Below are 23,478 nucleotides of genomic sequence, written 5' to 3'. Positions count from 1 at the left end.
GGCGTCACCTGACCCGCGGTCCCTGCCGGTGATCGAGCAGGAAGGCGCTCTGGCGCCTGACGTTGTCGAGATCCGGTGAGCTTCCGTACGGCGGTGGGTTGGGGTCTCTTGTCGGCACCAGGCTGGTTCGAAGATTTTCAGTGAAGTAAGGGGCTCGTCGTCCGCAGCACTCGTCGTACCTGGTCGCGGTTGCTGGTCGGCTCACGGTGGCTTCGGGTCGACCGTCGTGGTCACCGCTGTGGAAGAACAACCCGGACTGTCGGTGGCCTCGAATACATTACTGGTATGGCCAACGGTGAGCTCCACGACTGCGACGACGCATCCGCGTTGCTCGCGTTCGTGCGCGCTGAGCGGCAGGCCGAGGCCCGGGCCTCGGCGAACCTGCTGGCGTCCGCGGTGGCCTGGGCGGCGATGCACTCCACCGACTCCCCCGACGAGGCCGCGAGCCTGGTCCCGGGCAGTCAGGAGCCGGTCGCGATCGCCGGGGAGGGTGCGCCGTTGGTGGCGGAGTTCAGTGTGTTGGAGTTCGCCGCTGCGCTGGGACTCTCTACCGATGCTGGGCGGATCTACCTGGGCGATGCGGTCGAGCTGGCGCACCGGCTGCCGAGGATCTACGGCCGGGTCCAGGCGTTGGACCTGCCGGTGTGGAAGGCCCGGCGGATCGCGAAGTCCACCAGTGACCTGCCGATGGAGGGTGCGGCCTACGTGGACGCGTACCTGCACGCGGTGGCGCACAAGGTCTCGATCGCCCAGCTCGACCGGACGGTCGAGGAAGCCCGGGTGACGTACGACCCCGCCGAAGGTCGGGCCCGGCGGGAGGCGTCGTTCGAGAAGCGACACTTCGACATCGAGTCCCAGCAGGTCTCGTTCGACGGCACCGTCGACGTGCACGGCACGTTGGATCTGGCCGACGCCCTCGATCTGGAGGACGCCGTCGCCCGCCGCGCCCGCGAACTCGGCGCCCTGGGACTCGACGTGCCGGTTGACATCCGCCGCTCGATCGCCGTGGGTGACCTGGCCCGGCGCCAGCTGTCGCTGGAGTTGAACGCCGGGGAGCCCGAGGGCCGGCAGCGGAAGCGGCCGCGACAGGTGGTGCTGCACGTGCACCTCTCCGACGCCGCCCTCGGCACCACCACCAGCGACGACCTGCACCTGGCGCGCGTCGAGGAAACTCGGTCCTTCGTCTCCGCCGACCAGGTAAGGACCTGGTGCGCCAACTCCGACACCCAGGTCACCGTCAAGCCGGTCATCGACCTCGACGGCCACGTCCACGTCGACGCCTACGAAACTCCGGATCGGCTCCGCGAACGCCAGGTGCTCTTGCAGCACTCGTGTGTGTTCCCGTGGTGCCGCAAGCCGGCCCGACGCTGCGACTGCGACCACATCGACCCCGCCGCCCGCGGCGGACCGACCTGCGACTGCAACATCGCCCCGCTCTGCCGGCGCCATCACCGGGCCAAGACCCACACCAGATGGCGCTACGACAAGCTCGACGACACCACCTTCGTCTGGCGAAGCCCCAACGGTCTGCTGATGAAACGCGACCACGCCGGCACCATCCCGCTCGACACCCTGCAGCCCTGACCGCCTCGGCCCGTCAGGGCTACAGGCACGCCGCGCGCTCGGACAGGCAGTAGTCGGATCCAGCCGCCCGGACGCGAGTGCAGGACGTGACCGCTGAGCGCCTCCGGATCGTCGGCGGACGCGATGTTCGGCCGCGGGAATCGAAGGTGGTGCTCGCGATCCGAGGATGATGAGTCCTCCGGTCCGCGGCTACCGACCGCCCAGGGCTACGGGCGCGCCCGGACCCGCCGCTTGACGTACCTCCGGCAGGGTGAGACGTACGACGAGCCGCCGGCGCTGACCTCGTACGGCAGCGGTCCGCCGTCGTGCCAGCCGTGGTTCTCGTAGAACCGTCGGGCCCGCGCGTTGCCCTCGACGACCGCCAGCCAGGCCTCGTCGTACCCGGTGGCAGCGACCTGTCGCTCCGCCTCGTCGAGCAGCAGGGCCGCGACCCCGCTGCCGCGATGGGCGGAGCCGACGTAGACCTGCTCGACCTCGTCGCCGACGACCATCACGAAGCCGGCGACCTCGCCGCCGATGTCCGCGATCGTGGTGTCGGAGACCCGGAGGGGCGCGCGCTCGTGGAAGGCGGTGAGCGTGCGGGCCGCGGTGAGGCCGTCGGGCACGTGGCCCGCGTGGCCGTCGTGCCAGCCGGCGTGCCAGAGGCCGGCGACGGCGGCCGCGTCCGCCGGCGTGCCGGGGCGGAGGGCGGGAGCGGTCATCCCGGCAGGCTACGGCCCCTCGGAGTCGCGCCGCGAGTGGGCCGTAACCCGCTTCCGGGGAGTTCGTTGAGGCAGAGAAGGCCCGGTCCAGTTGCTCCCTCCGTTGCCGGGTCGACGAGTCCACGCACTGTTCGACAAGTCGCCTGGACGATCAGGGCCCGGCCACCTCCCTCCCCGGCCGGGCCCTGGTGCGTTCACCGCCCCGGCGCCGCCGATAGGCTGGGTCCATGACGCAGCAGCCCGACCATGACCTGGTCCTGGTCGTCGACTTCGGCGCCCAGTACGCCCAGCTGATCGCCCGCCGGGTGCGCGAGGCCCGGGTCTACTCCGAGATCGTGCCGCACACCGTGCCCGTCGAGGAGATGCTCGCCCGCAAGCCGAAGGCGATCATCCTCTCCGGCGGTCCGTCGTCGGTGTACGACGAGGGCGCGCCCGGCATCGACCCCGCCATCTTCACGGCGGGGGCGCCGGTCTTCGGCATGTGCTACGGCTTCCAGCTGATGGCTCGCGGCCTCGGCGGCGAGGTCGCCCACACCGGCGCGCGCGAGTACGGCCGCACCGACGTCACCGTCGGCGAGCCCGGGACCCTGCTGGCCGACATCCCCGTCGAGCACCGGGTCTGGATGTCCCACGGCGACTCCGTCACCGCCGCGCCCGAGGGCTTCACCGTCCTCGCCTCCACCGCGACCACCCCGGTGGCCGCCTTCGAGGACGTCGACCGCGGCCTGGCCGGCGTCCAGTGGCACCCCGAGGTGCTGCACACCGAGCACGGCCAGGCCGTCCTGGAGCACTTCCTGCACGACATCGCCGGCTGCCGCCAGACCTGGACGATGCTGAACATCGTCGAGGAGCAGGTCGAGACCATCCGCGCCCAGGTGGGCGAGGGTCGGGCGATCTGCGCGCTCTCCGGCGGCGTCGACTCCGCCGTCGCGGCGGCGATCGTGCAGCGCGCCATCGGCGACCGGCTCACCTGCGTGTACGTCGACCACGGGATGATGCGGCTCGGCGAGACCGAGCAGGTCCGTCGCGACTTCGAGGAGGTCTTCGACGCCCTCGACGTGGTCGACGCGGCCGACCAGTTCATCGACGCGCTGGCCGGGGTCACCGACCCCGAGGAGAAGCGCAAGATCATCGGGCGCGAGTTCATCCGCACCTTCGAGGCCGCCCAGGTCCGGGTCTTCGGTGATGCGGTGGACGGCGAGACGGCGTACCTCGTCCAGGGCACGCTGTACCCCGACGTCGTGGAGTCCGGCGGCGGCGCCGGCACCTCCAACATCAAGTCCCACCACAACGTGGGCGGGCTGCCCGACGACCTGAAGTTCGAGCTGATCGAGCCGCTGCGCACCCTGTTCAAGGACGAGGTCCGGGCGGTCGGCGAGCAGCTCGGCCTGCCGTCGACGATGGTGTGGCGCCAGCCGTTCCCCGGCCCCGGCCTCGGCATCCGGATCATCGGCGAGGTCACCCGCGACCGGCTCGACCTGCTCCGCGAGGCCGACGCGATCGCCCGTGAGGAGCTCACCCGCGCGGGCCTCGACCGCGACATCTGGCAGATGCCCGTCGTGCTGCTGGCCGACGTCCGCTCGGTCGGCGTCCAGGGCGACGGCCGCACCTACGGCCACCCGGTCGTGATCCGCCCGGTCACCTCCGAGGACGCGATGACGGCCGACTGGGCGCGGCTTCCGTACGACGTCCTCGAGCGCATCTCGACCCGGATCACCAACGAGGTGCGCGACGTCAACCGGGTCACCCTCGACGTGACGTCGAAGCCGCCGGGCACCATCGAGTGGGAGTAGCCCGCTGCCGGTTCAGCCGGCGGTGGCGCTCAACGGCTCGATGACGTCGGCGGCGAAGCGCTGCATGCCCTCGAGCTTCTGCTCGACGGTGGCGTCCATGCCGAAGTAGTACGCCCAGGGCATGGTCATGCACTCGGTCACCCCGCCCTTCCGGGCCCGGTCGAAGTGCTCGGGCAGGAACGCGTCGGTGAGCGCGACGATGACCTCGAAGTCGCCGGTGGCACCCTGCTCGGCGCGGACCTCCGCGAGCCGGGTCGCCCACCCGATGGCCTCGTCGGTCTTGTACATGTCGCCGATCCAGCCGTCGTGCCGGGCGGCGCGGGCGAACGCGATCTCGGAGAGCCCGCCGACGAAGATCGGCGGCTGGACGGTCGGGGTCGGCTCCATGACGAGGCGCGGGGCGTCGTAGAACTCGCCGTGGAACTCCGTCCAGCCCGGCTCCCAGAGTGCCTTGACCAGGGCCAGGCCCTCGTCGGTACGCCGGCCGCGGGTGCGGAAGTTCTGCTCCAGCAGCGTGAACTCCTCCTCGCACCAGCCGATGCCGACCCCGAGGCTGACCCGGTTGCCGGACAGCACCGCCGCCGTACCGACCGACTTCGCGACCTGGAAGGGGTTGCGCATCGCCGGGACGTAGACGGAGGTGAAGAAGCGCAGCCGGGTGGTCACCGCGGCGAGCGCCCCGACGAGCACCCACGGGTCGGGCCACTGTGCGGAGTGGTCCCAGCGGCGCGCGCCGTCGGGCGTGTAGGGGTACGGCGTGCTCAGCGTCTCCAGGTCGACGACGTGGTCGGGCACCGCGATGCTGTGGTAGCCGAGCTCGTCGGCCGCCCGGGCGATGGGCAGCAGCTGGTCGGTCGGGATGAAGGCCGAGCTGATCGAGAAGCGCACGAGCGCCACCATAGAACGTGTTCTCGTTCTGCGGGTCGGCGTGGGACTACCGTGGCGTCATGATGCGCGCGCTGCACCACCTCGACCTGTGGGTGAGCGACCCGGACCTCGCGGCGGAGGAGTGGGGCTGGCTACTCGGCGAGCTCGGCTGGGAGGCCGACGACGCGGTCCTCTCCTGGGCGCACCCGGACGGCACCTACCTCTTCGTGGAGCGCTCGGCCGACCAGGTCGACGGGCCACACGACCGGCTCCGGTCGGGCGTCAACCACCTCGCCCTGCACGTCGGCGACCGCCGCGCGCTCGACCGGCTGCGAGCCGAGTCGAGTGCCCACGGCTGGCACGAGATGTTCGCCGACCGCTATCCGCACGCCGGGGGCGAGCAGCACACCGCGCTCTACCTCGAGAACGGCGAGGGCTTCGAGGTCGAGGTCGTCCTGGCCGACGAGCCGGAGGACTGACGGGCTGAAATGCCCGATCGCCCGTCCGACGAGGTCGGACGGGCGATCGGTGGTGCTGAGCGGGGGCTACTTGAAGATGCTGTAGCCGCCCGGGCCGACGGCGAAGCCGACGATGATCAGCACGACGCCCCAGAGGGTCTCGCCCTTGAACAGCTGGAAGATGCCAGCGATCACGAGGATGACGGCGATGATCCAGAAGATGAAGGCCATGGTGTGTTGCTCCTGTCGTAGGGGTCTGAGGGTCAAATCTGGTCGTCGGAGGAGTCGTCCTCGACGATGTGCATAGCCGCCTCTTCGGCGGATGCGGCGGCGCCGTCGATGCCGACGTCGGTGCCCACGAGCTCGGACTCGGTGTCCTCGCCGATCCCGGCGTTCGGGTCGACGAGCCGGCCGGCGCGACGGTCTCCGACCTCCCCGTCCTGGAGGTCCTCGGTGACCGACTCGTCGTACGGGTCGGGCTCCGGCTCCTCCTGGACGATCCGCTGGTCGATGGTCTCCCGGTGCTCCTCCTCCCAGGGCGTGTTGCCGTAGCCCTGGCCGGCGGAGTACTTCTCGGGCGGGCTGTAGCCCCGGTCCGCCTCGTCCTTGACGTCCTGGTCGAGCAGGAGGTCCTCCGCGCCGGGCTGGTCCTCGTCGTCGACGCTGTAGTCGCCGTACGTCTCGTGGTCCGCCGGGTCCGGGGTGTCGTCCCCCTGGGTCATGGCTGGCTCCTGTCTGTCGTGTTCGCCGGTCGTGTACCCGGCGGTCTCGAGACGCATGCCCCAGCGCCCTTGACTTTAGTTTGAGTCGCGTACTTAATGGACGGGGTGACCCTCGTGCTCGGTGTCGACTCCTCGACGCAGTCGACCAAGGCCGTGCTCGTGGACGCCGACGACGGCACCGTCGTCGAGAGTCGTACGGCGCCGCACCCGGCCGGCACCGAGGTCGACCCGCGCGCCTGGCTGGTCGCCTTCGACGCCGCCACCGGGGGCCTGCTGGAGCGGGCGGACGCGGTGGCGGTCGCCGGCCAGCAGCACGGGATGGTCGCGCTCGACGACGCCGGCGTCCCGGTGCGGGACGCCCTGCTCTGGAACGACACCCGCTCCGCCGATGCCGCCCGCGACCTCATTGCGGAGCTCGGCGGCCCGCAGGCCTGCGCCGACGCGATCGGCAGCGTCCTGGTCGCTTCCTTCACCGCCAGCAAGCTGCGCTGGCTCCGCGACCACGAGCCCGCGAACGCGGCCCGGGTCGCCCAGGTGCTGCTGCCCCACGACTACGTCTCGCGCCACGTCGCGGCGACCGGCACCGCCGCCTTCACCGACCGGGGCGACGCCTCCGGCACCGGCTACTTCGCCACCGCCGCGGGGGAGTGGCGCCCCGACCTGCTCGAGCTGGCGCTCGGTCGCGTCGTCGACCTGCCCACCGTGGTCGCGCCCGGGGCGGTCGCCGCCCGGACCGCCGGCGGAGCAGTGGTCGCCGCCGGCACCGGCGACAACATGGGCGCCTCGCTCGGCCTGGCGCTGGGCCCGGGCGACGTGCTCGTCTCGGTCGGGACCTCGGGGGTCGCGTCCGCGGTCAGCGCCGAGCCGGTCGCCGACGGCAGCGGCGTCGTCACCGGCTTCGCCGACGCCACCGGCGGCTTCCTGCCGATGGTCACGACCCTGAACGCCGCCGGCATCCTCGACCTGCAGGCCCGGCTGCTCGGGGTCGACCACGCCGGCCTCGCCGGGCTCGCGCTCGAGGCGCCCGCCGGATCGAACGGCGCGACCCTGCTGCCCTACTACGGCGGCGAGCGCAGCCCGAACCGGCCCGCCGCCGTCGGCACCTGGACCGGCCTGACCGGCGCGACCACCCGCGCCGACCTGGCCCGGGCGTCGTTCGAGGCGCTGCTCTGCTCGCTGGCCGACGCCGTCGACCAGGTCGCGGCCGTCACCGGCGACACCCCGCGCCGGGTGCTGGTCGTCGGGGGCGCGACCCGCAGCCCCGCGCTGCGAGCCCTGGCGCCCGCCGTCCTCGGGCGCCCCGTCGTACTCCCGCCGCCGGGGGAGTACGTCGCCCGCGGCGCCGCCCGCCAGGCCGCCTGGGCGCTGTCCGGCGCGGCCGGACCGCCCACCTGGCCGCTGGAGGGCGCCGAGACCCTCGAGGCCGACCCCACCCCCCACGTCCGCGAGGCCTACGCCCGGCTCCGCGACCGCACCGAGTCCTGGTCACGAGAGCAACGAGAGGTCGCACCATGAGCATCCAGATCCCCAGCCCCACCCCCGAGGACAAGTTCTCCTTCGGCCTGTGGACCGTCGGCTGGCAGGGCGTCGACCCGTTCGGCGGCGCCACCCGGCCACCGATGGACACCGTGCACGCGCTCGAGAAGCTCGCCGGGCTCGGGGCGTACGGCGTCAACTTCCACGACGACGACGTCATCCCGTTCGGTAGCGACGACACCGCCCGCGAGGCGATCATCGAGCGGTTCAAGAAGGGCCTGGCCGACACCGGGCTGGTCGTCACCACGGCGACGACGAACCTGTTCAGCCACCCGGTGTTCAAGGCCGGCGGCTTCACCAACAACAACCGGGAGATCCGCCGCTTCGCGCTGCGCAAGGTGCTGCGCAACATCGACCTGGCCGCCGAGCTCGGCGCAGGAGTCTACGTCGCCTGGGGTGGTCGGGAGGGCGCGGAGTTCGGCGCCTCGCAGGACACCGCCGTCGCGCTGGACCGGATGAAGGAGGCCTTCGACCTGCTCGGCCAGTACGTCGTCGACCAGGGCTACGACCTGCGGTTCGCGATCGAGCCCAAGCCCAACGAGCCCCGCGGCGACATCCTGCTGCCGACGATCGGCCACGCCCTGGCCTTCATCAACGAGCTCGAGCGTCCCGAGCTGGTCGGCGTGAACCCGGAGATCGGGCACGAGGAGATGGCCGGCATGAACGCCGCCGCGGGCTACGCCCAGGCGCTGTGGGCGGGCAAGCTCTACCACATCGACCTCAACGGCCAGAACGGTCCGAAGTACGACCAGGACCTGCGCTTCGGCGCCGGCAACGTGCGCGGAGCGTTCTGGGTGGTCGACACCCTGCTCGCCGGCGGGTACGACGGCCCGGTCCACTTCGACTTCAAGCCCTCGCGGATCGAGGACGAGGACGGCGTGTGGGTGAGCGCCGCGGCCAACATGCGCAACTACCTGATCCTGCGCGAGAAGGTGCAGGCCTTCCGTGCCGACCCGGAGGTGCGGTCGGCCCTCGAGGCGGCGAGGCTGCCCGAGCTCGCGCAGACCACGCTCGCGGCAGGAGAGGGTTGGCAGCAGCTGCTGGAGTGGCCGCTGCCCGACCCCGAGGTGCTGGCCCAGCACGGTGCCGCGGTCGAGCACCTCGACCAGCTCGCCCTCGAGCACCTCTACGGTGTCCGCTGACCGGCCGGCCGGCACCGAGGGTCTGCGGCGCCGGAACGCCGCCCTGGTGCTGCGCAGCCTGCGCCAGCTCGGACCCGCGACCCGGGCCGAGCTGGCGCAGCGCACCGCGCTCGCCAAGGCGACCGTGGGCGTCATCGTCGCCGGTCTCGAGGTCGCGGGCGCGGTCGCCGAGATTGCCTCCGGCGCCGAGTCCCGCACCGGTGCACGCGGCCGCCCGGGCCGGCCGGTGGCGCTGCGTGGCGACTCCTGGGTGGGCCTCGGCCTGGAGCTGAACGTCGACTACGTCGCAGCCGTCGTCCTCGACCTGGCCGGTGAGGTGCGGCTCAGCGAGAGTCGCCCCGTGGCGCTCGACGACGGCGTCGAGCAGGCGCTCACCGACCTCGTCCGCCAGGTGGCCGCCCGTTGCCGGGCCGCCGGTCAGGAGCTGGTCGGCGCGACCGTCGCCGTCCCCGGCCTGGTGCGCGGCGACAACCGCACGATCGCCTGGGCGCCCAACCTCGGTCTCGAGGGGCCGGGACTGGCCGACCTGGTGGCCGAGCTGCTCGGCGTCCCGGTGCGGGTCAGCAACGACGCCAACTGCGCGGCGTACGCCGAGTCGCACCACGGCGCGGCCGTCGGCGCCGAGCACGCGCTCTACCTCACGGGCACCGTCGGCATCGGCGCCGGGATCGTCGACCGCGGCGAGCTGGTCCGCGGGGCGGCGGGGTTCGCCGGCGAGGTCGGCCACATGCCGATCGGGGACTCGGCGGCCACCTGCGGCTGCGGTCGCCAGGGCTGCTGGGAGGCCTCGATCGGCCTGCATGCCGTGCTCGCAGCGGTCGGCATGCCGGAGCTGGACTCTCCGCTGGAGAGCGCGGCCGCCGTGGCCGAGCGGGCCGCCACCGACCCCGACGTGCGCGCGGTGCTGACCCGGGTGGGCGAGGACGTCGGCCTCGGGATCGCGATGCTCGCGGGGGTCCTGGACCCCGAGGTCGTGGTGCTGGGCGGCTACTTCGTGCCGCTCGGCGAGCTGGTCCTCGGCCCCGCCCGCACCGCCCTCGACCGGCGGCTCGCCTCGGCGGCCCAGGTCCGCCCCGAGCTGCGGCTGAGCACCCTCGGCATCCAGGCGGCGGCGCTCGGGGCCGCCGAGCAGGTGTTCGCCGACGTCTTCGCCGGCGAGCTGGACCTCACCTCGGGCTGACGGTGAGGCTGCCGGGTACGCCGAAGGCCCGACAGGCAGGACCTATCACCGGCACCGCCGTGGACTCGACGGCACCTGGCAGACTGGTTTAATAGCACTAAACCACTTGGGTTTAGTGAATTAGTCTTCAAGAAGGTCGCCATGAGCCTGCTCGGTACGCCGGCCCGCCGTACTGCCTCCGCCCGGGCCGGCACCGCCGCGGGCGGCGCGGACGCCGGCGCGCTGCGCTTCGAGGGCGTCGGGCGGACCTTCGGCGACGGGGCGGGCGCCCGGGACGTGCTGCGCGCCATCGACCTGGAGCTGGCGGCCGGTGAGGTCGTCGCCCTGCTGGGTCCCAGTGGCTGCGGGAAGTCCACCCTGCTGCGCGCCGCGGGCGGGCTCGACACGCCCACCACGGGCCGGGCGCTGATCGGGGGGAGCGCGGTGCGTCAGCACGACGAGCGCTGCGCGGTCGCCTTCCAGGAGCCCCGGCTGCTGCCGTGGCGCACCCTGCGCGCCAACGTCGCGCTGGGGTTGCCGACCGGCACCGAGCGACGCGCCGGGGCGGGACGGGTCGACGAGCTGCTCGAGCTGGTCGGGCTCGCCGACCACGCCGACCTGCGCCCGCGCGAGGTCTCCGGGGGCATGGCCCAGCGCACCTCGCTGGCCCGGGCCCTGGCCCGCCGGCCGGGCGTGCTGCTGCTCGACGAGCCCTTCGGAGCCCTCGACGCGCTCACCCGGATGAAGATGCAGGACCTGCTGCTCGCGGTGCACGCCGGGAGTCCGACCACCGTCCTGCTGGTCACCCACGACGTCGACGAGGCGCTCCAGCTCGCCGACCGGGTGGTGGTGCTCGGCCGGTCCGGCGACGACCCCGCCGCCACGGTGACCGAGCTCGTCCCCGTGCCCGGGGCACGTCCCCGCGACCGCGGCTCCGTCGAGCTCGCGCAGCTCCGCGGCCGGCTCCTGGAGAGCCTCGGCGTCGACGCGCACCGCCGCTGACGCCCCTCGATTCTCGGACCTTGACCTCCGCCCCGACCGGGTGCGGGGCCCGACACCAGAAGGAAGCTCCATGACGACGCACCACCTGCGCCCCACCGTCCGCCGTACCCTCGCCGCACTCGTGGCCACCAGCGCCGTGCTGGCGGGCGCCACCGCGTGCGCCGAGGGCGAGGCCGCCGGCGACGACGACGGCGGCACCCGTTCGCTCGAGCTCGACTACGCGACGTACAACCCGCTCAGCCTGGTCATCAAGGACCAGGGCTGGCTCGAGGACGAGGACGTCGAGGTCACCTGGGTGAAGTCCGAGGGATCCAACAAGGCCAACGAGGCGCTGCGCGCCGGCGCCATCGACGTCGGCTCGACGGCCGGCTCCGCCGCGCTGCTCGCCCGCGCCAACGGCTCGCCGATCCACGCCATCGACATCTACTCCCAGCCCGAGTGGGCCGCCGTCGTCGTCGGCGCCGACTCCGAGATCACCGAGCTGAGCCAGCTCGAGGGCAAGAAGGTCGCCGCCACCCAGGGCACCGACCCGTACTTCTTCCTCGTCCAGGCCCTCGAGGCCGAGGGCGTCGACCGCTCGAAGGTCTCGATCGAGAACCTCCAGCACGCCGACGGCGCCGCCGCCCTCCAGAACGGCGCGGTCGACGCGTGGGCCGGGCTGGACCCGATCATGGCGAACGCCGAGACCCAGGGCGCCGAGCTCATCTACCGCAACATCGACTTCAACACCTACGGCTTCCTCAACGCCACCGAGGACTTCCTGGAGGAGGAGCCGGAGCTCGCCCAGCTGGTCGTCGACGCCTACGCGAAGGCGCGTGACTGGGTGCAGGAGAACCCCGACGAGGCGGTCGCCATCCTCGCCGCCGAGGCCGGCATCGACGAGGCGGTCGCCCGCACCGTGCTGACCGAGCGCACCAACCTCGACTTCGACCACGTCCCCGGGACCGCCCAGCTCGACGTGCTGACCAAGGTCGGTCCGCTGTTCGTGGAGACCGGCGACGTCGAGGAGCAGGCCCAGATCGACGACGCGCTCGACACCCTGCTCGACGACACCTGGGCGGCGAAGGCCGACGGCTCGAAGGTCGGCTGATGGTCGGGGCGAGCAACACGAGCCAGGAGCCGGCCGGCTCGGTCGACGAGCCGCGCCTGGTGGCCCCGCCGACCCGCGCCTGGCACGACCGACGGGCGGTCCGCCTGCTCGGCGGCGCCCTGCTGCCGGTCGGCCTGCTGGTGGCCTGGCAGCTGGTGACCGCCGCCGAGGTGTTCAGCCCCGTCCAGCTCCCCGCCCCCGGCGCGGTGCTGGACGCAGCCCAGGGGCTGATCGAGCGCGACCTGCTCTGGCAGCACGTGCACATCTCGACGCAGCGGGTGCTCGTCGGCTTCGCCATCGGCGCCGCGATCGGCACCGCGCTCGGCGCCCTGGTCGGACTGTCCCGGGTCGCCGACGTACTGCTCGCCCCCACCATCGGTGCCCTGCGCGCCGTACCCTCGCTGGCCTGGGTGCCGCTGCTGATCCTGTGGCTGAAGATCGGCGAGGACTCCAAGCTCACCCTGATCGCCATCGGCGCGACCTTCCCGGTCTTCACCACGGTCTCGCTGGCCCTGCGCCACGTGGACCGACAGCTGGTCGAGGCGGCCCGGGCGTTCGGGCTCCGGGGGCTGCGGCTGTTCACCACCGTCCAGCTCCCGGCGGTGATCCCCTCGCTCTTCTCGGGCCTGCGGCTCGCGCTCGCCCAGTCGTGGCTGTTCCTGGTCGCCGCGGAGCTGATCGCCTCCTCGCAGGGCCTGGGCTACCTGCTCATCGAGTCGCAGAACAACGGCCGCACCGACCGGCTGCTGCTCGCGATCGTGCTGCTGGCCGTGATCGGCAAGCTCTCCGACGCGCTGCTCGGCATCGTCGAGCGCTGGGCCGTGCGCCGCTGGACCTAGGCCGGGTCAGCCCGCCAGTCGGGACCGGACGTCGACCAGGGCGGTGCCGAGGGCGGCGACCGGGTCGACGAAGAGGGGTTCGAACGCGATCTCCGCCGCGCCGAGCAGCACCGAGTCCTCGCCCAGACCCGGCAGGGCCAGGGTGACCGACTCCAGCGGCGCGGGCAGGGCCCGGTCGGCGAGCCCGGCCTGGACCTCGGCGCCGACCAGCGTGAACAGGGCGCGGAAGTAGCCGCCGAGCACGACCACGCGTGGGTTGAAGGCGTTGACGATGCTCGCGAGTCCGTGCCCGAGGGCGGTGCCGGTGGCGCGCAGCTCGCGGGTCGGCTTGTCGAAGGCGGCCAGCACCTCTCCGAGCTGGGCCACCTTGTCGGCGGGGCAGCGGATCGCCGCGGCGATGGCGTGCGCGCCCACCTCGGTCTCCCAGCAGCCGAGGTTCCCGCAGTGGCAGGGGTGGCCCTGCGGGTTGAAGCGGAGGTGGCCGACCTCGCCGGCGTACCCGCCCGCCCCCTCCAGGCGGTGTCCGCCGGTGATCACGCCGGCGCCGACGCCGACGTTGCCGGACACGTAGATCAGGTCGTCGATCCCCACGCCGGCGCCGCGCTGGTGCTCGGCGAGGGCGCCGAGGTCGGCGTCGTTGGCGATCGAGACGGGGATGTCGAGGCCGAGGGCGGCGAGCACGATCCCCCCGAAGGAGACGTCGTGCCACTCCAGGTTGGGGGCGAGCCGGACCAGGCCGTCGGTACGACGCACCAGGCCCGGGACGCTGACCCCGATGCCGACCAGGGGAGCGGACACCGGGGCGTCCTCGACGACCTCGCGGATCAGGGTGGCGACCGAGGAGCCGACCTGCCACGCCTCGCCGGCGGTGGCGTAGATCGGTGCCTCGGTGCGCTGCTCGATGACACCGCCGAGGCCGACCCGGGCCACGACCGCACGGTCGACCCCGAGGTCGACGCCGATGACGTACGGTCCGCTGTCGGTCAGCCGCACCCCCGCGGACGGCCGGCCGGCGCCCTGGCGCGCACCGACCGGCAGCGCGCGCTCGGTGACGCCGAGCGACTCCAGCTCGCCGACCAGACCGGCGATGGTGCTGCGGTTCAGCCCCATCATGCTGGTCAGCTCGGCGCGGGAGATGTGTCCGGCCCGGTGCACGTGCCGCAACAGCGTGCCGAGGTTGTGGCGGCGTACGGCTTCCTGGTTGGTGCCGAGGCCCGCCCGTTGGCGGCTCATGGTGATAGGTCCGGTCCCCGCCTAGACGCCTGCTGCGGAACGACGACGGCGCGAGATGGCGTCCACACTCGCGGCCAGCAGCAGCACGCCGCCGGTCACCAGGAAGTTTATGTAACTGGCCTGGTTGAGCAGGCCCAAACCGTTCGGAATGGTCGCGATGACCAGACCGCCGACGACCGCGTCGATCGCCCGGCCGCGGCCGCCGAACAGGCTGGTGCCGCCGATCACGGCGGCGCCCACGGCGTACAGGAGCTCGTTGCCGCCACCGGAGCCCGGCGAGACCTTGCCGGTGTACGACGCCGCCAGCAGACCGCTGATCGCGGCCATCGAGGAGCAGATCACGAAGGCGGTGATCTTGATCCGGGTGACGCTGATGCCGGCCCGGCGGGCGGCCTCGGCGTTGCCGCCGACGGCGTACAGGTGCCGGCCGAAGCGGGTCCGGGAGAGGACGAAGGTCCAGAAGAGCAGCAGTGCGACCACGACGGGCAGCACCCACGGGATGCCGCTGATGTTGAAGACGGCCGGGTTCGGCGCCCGGTTGGAGCTGAGCAGGGCGGTCAGGCCCAGCACGATCGCGCCGAGCACGACGATCTGGATGACCACGAGCGCGAGCGGCTTGTGCACCAGGCCGCGTGCGGAGCGGGAGCGGTAGCGCCACAGCGAGAGGGCCGCATAGCCGACGACGATCACCCCGGCGGCGATCCAGCCGGCCGTCACCGGCACGTTCTTGATCGACAGGCCGCGCAGCACCTCGTCGTTGAACCGGAGCGAGCCGCCGGAGCCGATCAGCTTCAGCGGCACCGCCTGCAGGGCGAGGAAGAAGGCCAGGGTCACGACGAAGGACGGGATGCCCAGGAACGAGACGAGCGAGCCGATCGCCAGCCCGATCACGGCTCCGACGGCGATGCCGGCGAGGGTCGCGAGCCACCAGGTCCAGTCGTAGTCGATCAGCGCCAGCGCGATGATCGTGGCCGAGGCGCCGCCCGCGACGCCCGCCGACAGGTCGATCTCGCCGAGCAGCAGGACGAAGACCAGGCCCATGGCCAGGACGCAGATGGAGCCGGCCTGGATGACCAGGTTGGCCATGTTGTACGTCGTGAGGAACCGGTCGTGGAGCGAGCTGAAGACGATGAACAGGACGACCAGGCCGAGGATGGCCGGCAGCGAGCCCATGTCGCCGCCCCGGAGGCGGTTGACGTAGTCGCGCGCCGAGTCGCCGATGGTCACGGCCTGGCGGTCGTCGATGGTGAAGTCGCTGCCGGTGACCTGCGAGGGGGTGTCGGATCCGACGGTCATGATGAGTCTCCGGTCCTTCTCAGACAGTCGCGGTCACGGGGTTCTCGGCGATGCCGAGGTCCCCGGAGCGTCCGGCGGTGATGAGCTCGACGATCTGGCTGTGCGTGACGTCCTCGACCCAGACGTCGGCGGCCACCCGGCCGAGGTAGAGGGCGGTGATCCGGTCGGCGACCTCGAAGACGTCACCCATGTTGTGCGAGATCAGCACGACGCCGAGACCGCGGTCCGCGAGCCGTCGTACCAGATCGAGGACCTGGCGGGTCTGCGCGACGCCGAGCGCGGCGGTCGGCTCATCGAGGAGGACGACCTTGGAGTTCCAGAGCACGGCCTTGGCGATCGCCACGGTCTGGCGCTGGCCGCCGGAGAGGCTCGCGACGCTCTGGCGCACCGACTTCACGGTGCGCACCGACAGGGAGGCGAGCGTCTCGCGGGCGCGCGACTCCATGGTGACCTCGTCGAGGCCGATGCGCCCGGTCTCCTCGCGGCCGAGGAACATGTTCTCGACGATGTCGAGGTTGTCGCAGAGTGCGAGGTCCTGGTAGACGACCTCGACGCCGAGGCCCGCGACGTCGCGCGGTCCGTGCACGTGGACGTCCTGGCCCTCGAACAGGTAGTCGCCGCTGTCGCGGCCGTAGATGCCCGCGATGATCTTGACCAGCGTGGACTTGCCGGCACCGTTGTCGCCCACCAGCGCGGTCACCTGACCGGGATAGACGGCGAAGTCGACGTCGTGCAGGACGTGCACCACGCCGAAGCTCTTGTTGACCCCGCGCAGTTCGAGCAGCGGCTGTGTCATGAGGTCCCACTCTCCTCAGGAGATTGTTGTCCGAGTGAACGAAAGGCGCCCGGGCCGAGGTGCGGCCCGGGCGCCGATCGGAGCAGAGTTGCCCGACGAGTCGGTCAGGTTGTCTGCCGGTGGTGCACGACGATCAGGAGATGCCGGCCTCGGTGCAGAGGGCGGCGTAGCTGCCGGTGCAGACGTCCTCCACCGTCTGGCCGCCGTCGGTGATGACGTCGCCGACGTTGTCCTTGGTGATGGACAGCGGCTCGAGCAGGATCGAGGGGACCTCGCGGCCGCTCTCGGAGTCCTTGGTGGTGCCGGTGGTCTGGGCGTCCTCGCCGTTCACCAGGGCGATCGCGGCGTCGGCCAGCGCGCCGGCCTCCTGCGTGGCGGACTTGTAGACCGTCATGCACTGGGTGCCGGCGAGGATGTTCTGCAGGCCCTCGACCGTGGCGTCCTGGCCGGTGACCGGGACCTTGCCGGCCTGGCCGTTGCCCTCGAGGATGCCGATGGCGGCGCCGCCGAGACCGTCGTTGGCCGCGAGCACGCCGTCGACCTTGCCGTCAGCAGCCGTGTACAGCTGCTGGAAGATCGTCGCCGCCTCCTCGTTGTCCCACTCCGGGACGGCCTGCTCCCCGACGACCGTGAAGTTGGTCATCGGGTCCAGGACGCTGTGGGCGCCGTCGGCGAACAGGGTCGCGTTGTTGTCGGTGGGCGAGCCGTTGAGGAAGACGATGTTCGCCTTCTTGTCACCCAGGCAGTCCGCCAGGCCCTGGCCCTGCAGCTCGCCGACCAAGGTGTTGTCGAACGAGACGTAGTACTGCGCGGTGCCGTTGAGGGTCAGGCGGTCGTAGTCGATGGTGGCCACGCCCTGCGACTCGGCCTTCTCCTGGATGGCCGCGCCCGACTCGGAGTCGAGGTTGACGATCGCCAGGACCGTGACGCCGTTGCCGATCATGGTGTCGGCGATCTGGGTCATCCGCTCCGCGTCGCCCTCGGCGTTCTGGATGTCGTACTCGACGCCGGCCTCCTTGAAGGCGGCCTCGAGGGCCGGGCGGTCCGCGCTCTCCCAGCGGACCGACGACTCGGTGTCGGGGAGGATGACGCCGATCTTGCCGGCCGCGGCCGAGCTGTCGCCGGTACTGCCCTCGCTGCCTTCGCTACCGGAGTCCGAGTCGTCACCACATGCGGTGAGCGACATCGCCACACCGAGCATCCCGACCAGGACCAAGCTGTGCTTCCGCTTCACGCGAACCGCCTCCTTGCGATCTCCACCGCGCCCGCCCGTCCGCCCATCGGAGGTTCACCGCGCGTTTGTTGTTCGCCACAACATATGGTGTGACCGCGATCACGTCCAGAGTCGACGCAGGCCCGTTTCGGCTTTGTTATCCCGTCGAGTCAGCAGAAATGGGGGCCGAGTCAGCACCAGTAGTGCTGACTCGGCCCCCCACTTCTGCTGACTCGGCGTCTGGGGGGAGAGATTCCCAGGGCGGGTCAGCGCAGGGTGTAGGTGGTGGTGCGCTCGCGCACCGGGCGGTCGATGCCGGCGCCGATCTCGATGAGCTCGGCGACCGTCTTGGCCGAGCCGTGCTCGGAGCCGGCCATCCGGGAGATGGTCTCCTCCATCAGGGTCCCGCCGACGTCGTTGGCGCCGGCGCCGAGCATCGCTCGGGTGCCCTCGACGCCGAGCTTGACCCACGAGGTCTGGATGTTCGGGATCCGGCCGTGCAGCAGGATCCGGGCCATCGCGTGTACGGCGAGGTTGTCGCGCAGGGTCGGTCCGGGGCGGGCCACGCCGGCGAGGTAGATCGGGGCGGAGGTGTGCACGAACGGCAGCGGCACGAACTCGGTGAACCCACCGGTCTCGTCCTGGATGCGCGACAGGACCCGGAGGTGACCGACCCAGTGCTTCGGGTTGTCGACGTGGCCGTACATCATCGTGCTCGTCGTCGGGATGCCCACGCGGTGCGCGGTGGAGACGACCTCGATCCAGGTGCGCGTCGGGAGCTTGCCCTTGGTCAGCACCCAGCGGACCTCGTCGTCGAGGATCTCCGCGGCGGTGCCGGGCAGCGACCCGAGTCCGGACTCGCGGGCCTTGATCAGGAAGTCCTCGATCGACAGCCCGGTGCGGGCGGTGCCGTTGACGACCTCCATGGGCGAGAAGGCGTGCACGTGCATCTCCGGCACCCGCTGCTTCACGGCCGCGACCAGGTCGAAGTACGCCGTGGCGGGCAGCTCGGGGTCGATGCCGCCCTGCATGCAGACCTCGGTCGCGCCGAGCTCCCAGGCCTCCTGGGCCCGGTCGGCGACGTCGTCGTACGACAGGGAGTAGGCGTCGGCGTCGGTGCGGCGCTGGGCGAAGGCGCAGAAGCGGCAGCCGACGTAGCAGACGTTGGTGAAGTTGATGTTCCGGTTGACGACGTAGGTCACGTCGTCGCCGACCGTCTCCTTGCGGAGTGCGTCGGCCAGTTGGACGACCTGCTCGAGCAGTGGCCCCTCGGCCGTCATCAGGGTCAGGGCGTGCTCGTCGGAGAGGTTGCCGGGGTCGGCCTCGGCCGCGGCCATCGCCTCGCGGCCCTCGGCGTGCAGCACCGCGGGGGCGCCGTCGATCATCGCGGTGCCGGAGGCGGCGGCCTTGACGGCGTCCCAGTCGCCGTACACGTCGGCGAAGTCCGAGCGCCGGTCCTCGGTGCGGCCGTCGGTGTCGACGGTCGCGAAGAGGTCGGTGCGGCCGGCCGAGGCGAACCCGCCGTCGGGCTCCTGCCACGGCAGTCCGACCGGTCGTACGCCGGGGCGCGCGAACCCGGCCAGCGGTCCGGACGGGATCGCCAGCGCCGCGACGTGGGCCGTGATCCGCGGGTCGAGCCACGGGCTCCCGCCGTCGAGGGCGGCCCGGACGTATTCGGGGTGCACGGTCAGCCGCGCCTGCAGCTCGAAGCCGCACTCGGCGGTGATCGCCCGCAGCCGATCGAGTGAGGGCCAGGGGCGCTCGGGGTTCACGTGGTCGGGGGTCAGCGGGGAGACCCCGCCCCAGTCGTCGACACCGGCGTCGAGGAGGGCCCGGCACTCGGCCGACCCGACGGCGTGGTCGACCAGGTTCGGCGGCGCCTGGATGCGCGCCTTGGGGCCGAGCACGAGCCGGGTGACCGCGATGGCGGCGCGGTACTCGTCGAGGTCGAGGTCGTCGGTGTGCCGCATCGCGGTGTCCGGCTTGGCCCGGAAGTTCTGGACGATCACCTCCTGCACGGCGCCGTACGCCCGCGAGGTCGCGCGCAGCGCGAAGATCGTCTCGGCGCGCTCGGTCAGCGTCTCGCCGATGCCGACCAGCAGGCCGGTGGTGAACGGGATCGAGAGTCGGCCCGCGTCCTCGAGCACCCGCAGCCGGACCTCGGGGTCCTTGTCGGGGGAGCCGAAGTGCGCCTCGCCCTTCGTGTCGAAGAGCCGGCGCGAGGTGGTCTCGAGCATCATCCCCATCGAGGGCGAGACCGGCTTGAGCCGGTTCATCTCCTCCCACGACATCACGCCGGGGTTGAGGTGGGGCAGCAGCCCGGTCTCCTCCAGCACCCGGATCGCCATCGCGCGGACGTAGGCCAGCGTCGAGTCGTAGCCGCGCTCGTCGAGCCACTCCCGGGCCTCGGGCCAGCGGTCCTCGGGCCGGTCGCCGAGTGTGAACAGCGCTTCCAGGCAGCCCATGGCCGCACCCTGGGAGGCGATCTCGAGGATCTCGTCGGGGGAGAGGTACGGCTCGCGGCCCTCGCGCCGGGCGTGGCCCGGCGTCTCGACGAAGGTGCAGTAGTGGCACTTGTCGCGGCACAGCTTGGTGACCGGGATGAAGACCTTCGGCGAGTACGTCACCATGCCGCGCCCGTCGACCACCCGGCCGGCGGCGACCAGGCTCGCGTCGCGGACCCGCGCAGCCGCGAGCGTCAGCCGGTCGAGCTCGTCCCCGGTCGCCGCGAGCAGCGCGGTCGCCTCAGGCACGTCGAGCGCCGCTCCCCGCTCGGCCCGAGCAAGGGCCCGGCGTACCTGCTGGGGAGTGGGCCTGTCCGTCATCTCGTCAGGCTAACCTCGCTGTCCTCGGAGGACGCCGGTGGCCCGCTCAGTGGTCCCCGGTCGAGCTTGGACGGCCACCAGATCCGCGAGCCGAGGTCGAGGTTGAGCGCCGTCACGAGCACCGACCGCACGATCAGGGTGTCGAGCAGTACGCCCAGGGCCACGGCGACGCCCAGCTGCACCAGGAAGACGAACGGCAGCGTCGCGAGGGCGAGGAACGTGGCCGCGAGCACCAGTCCGGCGGAGGTGATCACCCCACCGGTCGAGGCCAGCGCGATCAGCGAGCCGCGTCGGGTGCCGAAGGTGGCCGTCTCCTCCCGGACCCGGGTCATCAGGAAGATGTTGTAGTCGATGCCCAGGGCGACCAGGAACACGAACGCGAAGAGCGGGAAGCCGGCGTCGGAGCCCGCGAAGTCGAAGACGTACTCGAAGAGCAGGGCCGAGAGGCCGAGGGCGGCCCCGAAGGAGAGGACGACGGTCAGCATCAGCAGCAGCGGGGCGACCAGGGCGCGCAGCAGGATGATGAGGATCAGCAGCACCACGAGCAGGACCAGCGGGATGACGACCTTGTTGTCCCGCAGCGAGGCGGTCTTGGTGTCCAGGTAGAACGCCGCGCCGCCGCCGACCAGGGCATCCGCGCCGTCGACCGCGTGCGCGGCCGTCCGGGTCGCCTCCACGATCCCGAACGCCGTCTCCGAGGAGATGTCCGCCCTGATCGGCACCTCGAAGTAGGACCGACCGTTGCCCAGCGAGGTGGCGTCGGTCGGGCTGCCGAGGCCCTCGACGGCCGTGACGGCCTCCTCGACGGCGGCCAGCTGCTCGTCGGCGGCCACCACCTGGACGGTGTTGGAGTTGTCGCTCAGCCCGTGGTCGGTGAGCAGCTCCTGGGCGATGATCGAGTCGAACCGCTCGGTGAAGGAGTCCTCGGTCGACAGGCCCGACGCGTCGAGGCGCAGCATCCCGAGGCAGGCGACCAGCAGGGCGATCGTCGTACCGACCCACACGATCCGGGGCCGGACGGCGATCCGCTTGCCCACGCGGGACCAGAGCCCGGACTGGGTCGGCTCGGCGGAGGCGAAGGTGGGACGCACGGGCCAGAAGATCCAGCGACCGACGATCACCAGCAGCGCGGGCAGCAGGGTGACCATCACCAGGAAGGTCACGGCCACGCCCACGGCCAGCACCGGTCCGAGGCTCGCCGTGGAGTTCAGGTCGGCGAAGACCAGGCAGAGCAGGCCGACGACCACGGTGGCCGCGGAGGCCAGGATCGCCGGTGTCGCCCGGTGCAGCGCGTAGGCCATCGCCTCGTGGCGGTCCTCGTGGCGGCGCAGCTCCTCCCGGTAGCGCGCGACCAGCAGCAGCGCGTAGTCGGTGCCGGCGCCGATCACCAGGATGCTGAGGATGTACTGGCTCTGGTCGTTGACGGTCAGGTCGGCGTACTTGGCCAGGAGGTAGACGACGCCGCCGGCCATCGTGTTGGCCACGATGGCGCAGAGGATCGGCAGGATCCACAGCACCGGGCTGCGGTAGGTCACCAGCAGGATCAGGATGACGACCCCGAAGGTGATCATGAGCAGGGTCACGTGGGAGCCGTCGAAGGAGTTGATGAAGTCGTAGGCCTGGCCGCCGAAGCCGCCGACGTAGACGTCGACCCCGTCGATCGCGGTCAGGTCCTGGATCTCCTCCACCGGGTCGGCGATCTTGTTCCAGCCCTCGGAGCCGAGGTTGAAGACGAAGTAGAGGTAGGCGACCTGGCCGTCCTCGGAGACCAGCTCGGGAGCCTTGCCGCCCTGGGCCCGGATCTCCTCGGCCGTCTGCGGTGAGAGGACGCCGGCGTCGGTGACGCCCTCGAGGCCGGCGATCTCCTGGGCGTGCTCCTCCAGCGCGGCCAGGTCGGCCTCGGTGAGGCCGGACTCCCGGTGGTAGGCGACCAGGGTCGGGATGTCGTTGGGGTCGATCGCGTCCGAGAGCTGCTCGGACACCCGGGTCGACTCCGCCTCGGCGGGCACCCAGGACGCCTGCTCGTTGTCCTTGACGTCGGCGAGCTGACTGCCCAGCGAGCCGAGCGCACCGGTCAGGAGTACGACGACGGCGAGGACGATCCACTTCGTGACCGGGCTGGTGAGCCGGCCGGCGATCTGACGGTGCATGACGCGCTCCAGCGGGGAGAGGACGATAGGTCTCCTCGAGTCAGACCCGCCGTCCGCGCCGTACTCATCGGTGCCGGTGGCCGCGCCGTGCGCGGCGGCGGCCCGGTCAGCTGCCGATCAGCTGCCCGTCGTCAGCCGGCGACCGGTGATCTGGTCGACGACGACGGCGACGATGGTGTGCCGCGTCCCGCCCACCCACGGCTCGGGCGTGGGGCCGTCGTCCGCGCCGTACCGGACCTCGGCGCGGCCCCGGGCCACCACGCTCCAGCCGGAGTGGTCGGTCTCGTCGATCGAGTCCGCCTCGAATGCGACCCGCTCGGCGTCGACCTTCTGCACCAGGGCGGAGTACGCCGCGGTCCGGATCCGGATGGTGGAGCCGTCGGCGACGAAGTTGACCGGGACCACCTCGGGGCCGGACGCGGTGTTCCAGATGATCCGGCCCACCGGGGCCGTCGTCAGCAGCTCCCAGCACTCGGGGGCCGACAGGTCGCGCAGCTGTCCCGGCTTGTTCGTCATGCCCCCATCGTGCCCGGGCCGGTCCAGGACCGACAGGTCCCAGAGGCCCGAAGCGACGGGACGTACGGGCCTACGCCGTCTTCTGGGCGGTCGCCCGACGGGCCCGGCGGGCGCGGTTGCGGCGCAGGGTGGCCGGGAGGGTCAGCACGACGCCGACCGCGATCCCGATCACCGCGCCGGTCGTGTTGGCGGCGAGGTCGCGCTCGTCGGGCACCCGGCCGGGGATCGAGCGCTGCGCGGTCTCGATCGCCGAGGTCATCGCGAACGCCGCGGCCGCGGCGACCCACCAGAACCGGGTGCCGAACAGCAGCAGCAGGAACAGCCCGACGGGGACGAACAGCGCGATGTTGGCCAGGAACTCGGCCCGGTCGTAGGTGAGCCAGGACAGCTCGTCGTACCGCTGCAGCCGGGCGAGCACCCGCAGCACCAGGTCGCTCTGGGTGGGCGCAGCCGAGCCCGGGGTCAGGGTCAGCCAGGCGACGAAGCCGAGGTAGGCCAGGGTCGTCAGGCTCAGGAAGGGGTGCCGGTGCAGCATCTGCCCAGTGTGCCGAGGATG

Annotated in this window: 21 protein-coding genes; 9 read left to right on the top strand and 12 right to left on the bottom strand. The window is 72.0% G+C overall.

Going from position 1 to position 23,478, the window contains the following annotated elements; translation table 11 throughout:
- Positions 1–285: 285 nt before the first annotated feature.
- Positions 286–1,584 (top strand): HNH endonuclease signature motif containing protein, encoded by a 1,299-nt coding sequence (locus MUB56_RS25705; RefSeq protein WP_244929855.1) that lies wholly within the window; start codon positions 286–288, stop codon positions 1,582–1,584.
- A gap of 206 nt (positions 1,585–1,790) precedes the next feature.
- On the opposite strand, the gene MUB56_RS25700 is transcribed toward MUB56_RS25705, so the two are convergent.
- On the bottom strand, positions 1,791–2,285 hold the full coding sequence (locus MUB56_RS25700) for a GNAT family N-acetyltransferase (protein ID WP_244929854.1): 495 nt from the start codon (positions 2,283–2,285) through the stop codon (positions 1,791–1,793).
- A gap of 227 nt (positions 2,286–2,512) precedes the next feature.
- Here MUB56_RS25700 and guaA point away from each other — a divergent pair, with 227 nt between their 5' ends.
- Positions 2,513–4,078 (top strand): glutamine-hydrolyzing GMP synthase, encoded by a 1,566-nt coding sequence (guaA, locus tag MUB56_RS25695; RefSeq protein ID WP_244929853.1) that lies wholly within the window; start codon positions 2,513–2,515, stop codon positions 4,076–4,078.
- A 12-nt stretch (positions 4,079–4,090) separates the two neighbouring features.
- Here the strand turns inward: guaA and MUB56_RS25690 are convergent, their stop codons facing one another.
- Entirely contained in the window at positions 4,091–4,966 is an 876-nt protein-coding gene (locus tag MUB56_RS25690) for a TIGR03619 family F420-dependent LLM class oxidoreductase (RefSeq protein WP_244929852.1), read from the bottom strand.
- A 59-nt stretch (positions 4,967–5,025) separates the two neighbouring features.
- Between MUB56_RS25690 and MUB56_RS25685 the strand changes: the two genes are divergently transcribed.
- Positions 5,026–5,424 carry a VOC family protein gene (locus MUB56_RS25685; RefSeq protein ID WP_244929851.1) on the top strand — a complete coding sequence of 133 codons (399 nt, stop codon included), beginning with the start codon at positions 5,026–5,028 and terminating at the stop codon, positions 5,422–5,424.
- A gap of 66 nt (positions 5,425–5,490) precedes the next feature.
- Here MUB56_RS25685 and MUB56_RS25680 read toward each other — a convergent pair whose 3' ends face one another.
- Positions 5,491–5,634: a GPGG-motif small membrane protein gene (locus tag MUB56_RS25680; protein ID WP_244929850.1), complete on the bottom strand. Its 144-nt coding sequence runs from the start codon at positions 5,632–5,634 to the stop codon at positions 5,491–5,493.
- 32 nt (positions 5,635–5,666) lie between these two features.
- A complete protein-coding gene (locus tag MUB56_RS25675) occupies positions 5,667–6,125 on the bottom strand; it encodes a DUF5709 domain-containing protein (RefSeq protein ID WP_244929849.1) in 459 nt (152 codons plus the stop codon).
- 105 nt (positions 6,126–6,230) lie between these two features.
- Between MUB56_RS25675 and MUB56_RS25670 the strand changes: the two genes are divergently transcribed.
- The 6 genes from MUB56_RS25670 (at position 6,231) to MUB56_RS25645 (ending at position 12,893) form a co-directional block, all read left to right on the top strand.
- Positions 6,231–7,640: an FGGY family carbohydrate kinase gene (locus MUB56_RS25670; RefSeq protein WP_244929848.1), complete on the top strand. Its 1,410-nt coding sequence runs from the start codon at positions 6,231–6,233 to the stop codon at positions 7,638–7,640.
- On the top strand, positions 7,637–8,803 hold the full coding sequence (gene xylA, locus MUB56_RS25665) for a xylose isomerase (RefSeq protein WP_244929847.1): 1,167 nt from the start codon (positions 7,637–7,639) through the stop codon (positions 8,801–8,803). The genes MUB56_RS25670 and xylA overlap by 4 nt, the downstream gene beginning before the upstream one ends.
- Entirely contained in the window at positions 8,793–9,983 is a 1,191-nt protein-coding gene (locus tag MUB56_RS25660; RefSeq protein ID WP_244929846.1) for an ROK family protein, read from the top strand. The genes xylA and MUB56_RS25660 overlap by 11 nt, the downstream gene beginning before the upstream one ends.
- Before the next feature lie 141 nt (positions 9,984–10,124).
- The gene (locus MUB56_RS25655) at positions 10,125–10,964 is read left to right on the top strand and encodes an ABC transporter ATP-binding protein (RefSeq protein ID WP_244929845.1); all 840 of its coding nucleotides are present in this window, start codon (positions 10,125–10,127) and stop codon (positions 10,962–10,964) included.
- Between the two features lie 70 nt (positions 10,965–11,034).
- Entirely contained in the window at positions 11,035–12,054 is a 1,020-nt protein-coding gene (locus MUB56_RS25650) for an aliphatic sulfonate ABC transporter substrate-binding protein (RefSeq protein WP_244929844.1), read from the top strand.
- Complete coding sequence (locus MUB56_RS25645) at positions 12,054–12,893, top strand: ABC transporter permease (RefSeq protein WP_244929843.1); 840 nt, start codon at positions 12,054–12,056, stop codon at positions 12,891–12,893. The genes MUB56_RS25650 and MUB56_RS25645 overlap by 1 nt, the downstream gene beginning before the upstream one ends.
- Before the next feature lie 6 nt (positions 12,894–12,899).
- Here MUB56_RS25645 and MUB56_RS25640 read toward each other — a convergent pair whose 3' ends face one another.
- The 8 genes from MUB56_RS25640 to MUB56_RS25605 form a co-directional block, all read right to left on the bottom strand.
- Positions 12,900–14,126, bottom strand: coding sequence for an ROK family protein (locus tag MUB56_RS25640; RefSeq protein WP_244929842.1), 1,227 nt, complete (start codon positions 14,124–14,126; stop codon positions 12,900–12,902).
- Between the two features lie 21 nt (positions 14,127–14,147).
- On the bottom strand, positions 14,148–15,422 hold the full coding sequence (locus MUB56_RS25635; protein ID WP_244929841.1) for an ABC transporter permease: 1,275 nt from the start codon (positions 15,420–15,422) through the stop codon (positions 14,148–14,150).
- Between the two features lie 19 nt (positions 15,423–15,441).
- Positions 15,442–16,218, bottom strand: a complete 777-nt coding sequence (locus MUB56_RS25630; RefSeq protein WP_244929840.1) for an ATP-binding cassette domain-containing protein — start codon at positions 16,216–16,218, stop codon at positions 15,442–15,444.
- 133 nt (positions 16,219–16,351) lie between these two features.
- Positions 16,352–17,452 carry a substrate-binding domain-containing protein gene (locus tag MUB56_RS25625; protein WP_244929839.1) on the bottom strand — a complete coding sequence of 367 codons (1,101 nt, stop codon included), beginning with the start codon at positions 17,450–17,452 and terminating at the stop codon, positions 16,352–16,354.
- Positions 17,453–17,697: 245 nt separating this feature from the next.
- Positions 17,698–20,256, bottom strand: a complete 2,559-nt coding sequence (locus MUB56_RS25620) for a bifunctional FO biosynthesis protein CofGH (RefSeq protein ID WP_244929838.1) — start codon at positions 20,254–20,256, stop codon at positions 17,698–17,700.
- Entirely contained in the window at positions 20,253–22,406 is a 2,154-nt protein-coding gene (locus MUB56_RS25615; protein WP_244929837.1) for an MMPL family transporter, read from the bottom strand. The genes MUB56_RS25620 and MUB56_RS25615 overlap by 4 nt, the downstream gene beginning before the upstream one ends.
- Before the next feature lie 117 nt (positions 22,407–22,523).
- Positions 22,524–22,922, bottom strand: a complete 399-nt coding sequence (locus tag MUB56_RS25610; protein WP_244929836.1) for a pyridoxamine 5'-phosphate oxidase family protein — start codon at positions 22,920–22,922, stop codon at positions 22,524–22,526.
- Positions 22,923–22,992: 70 nt separating this feature from the next.
- Complete coding sequence (locus MUB56_RS25605) at positions 22,993–23,457, bottom strand: VanZ family protein (RefSeq protein ID WP_244929835.1); 465 nt, start codon at positions 23,455–23,457, stop codon at positions 22,993–22,995.
- Positions 23,458–23,478 lie beyond the last annotated feature (21 nt).

It is taken from the genome of Nocardioides sp. W7, assembly GCF_022919075.1.
Lineage (GTDB): Bacteria > Actinomycetota > Actinomycetes > Propionibacteriales > Nocardioidaceae > Nocardioides.
The sequence above is the reverse complement of the archived record's forward strand: the minus strand, read 5'-3'. Positions and strand labels throughout refer to the sequence as shown.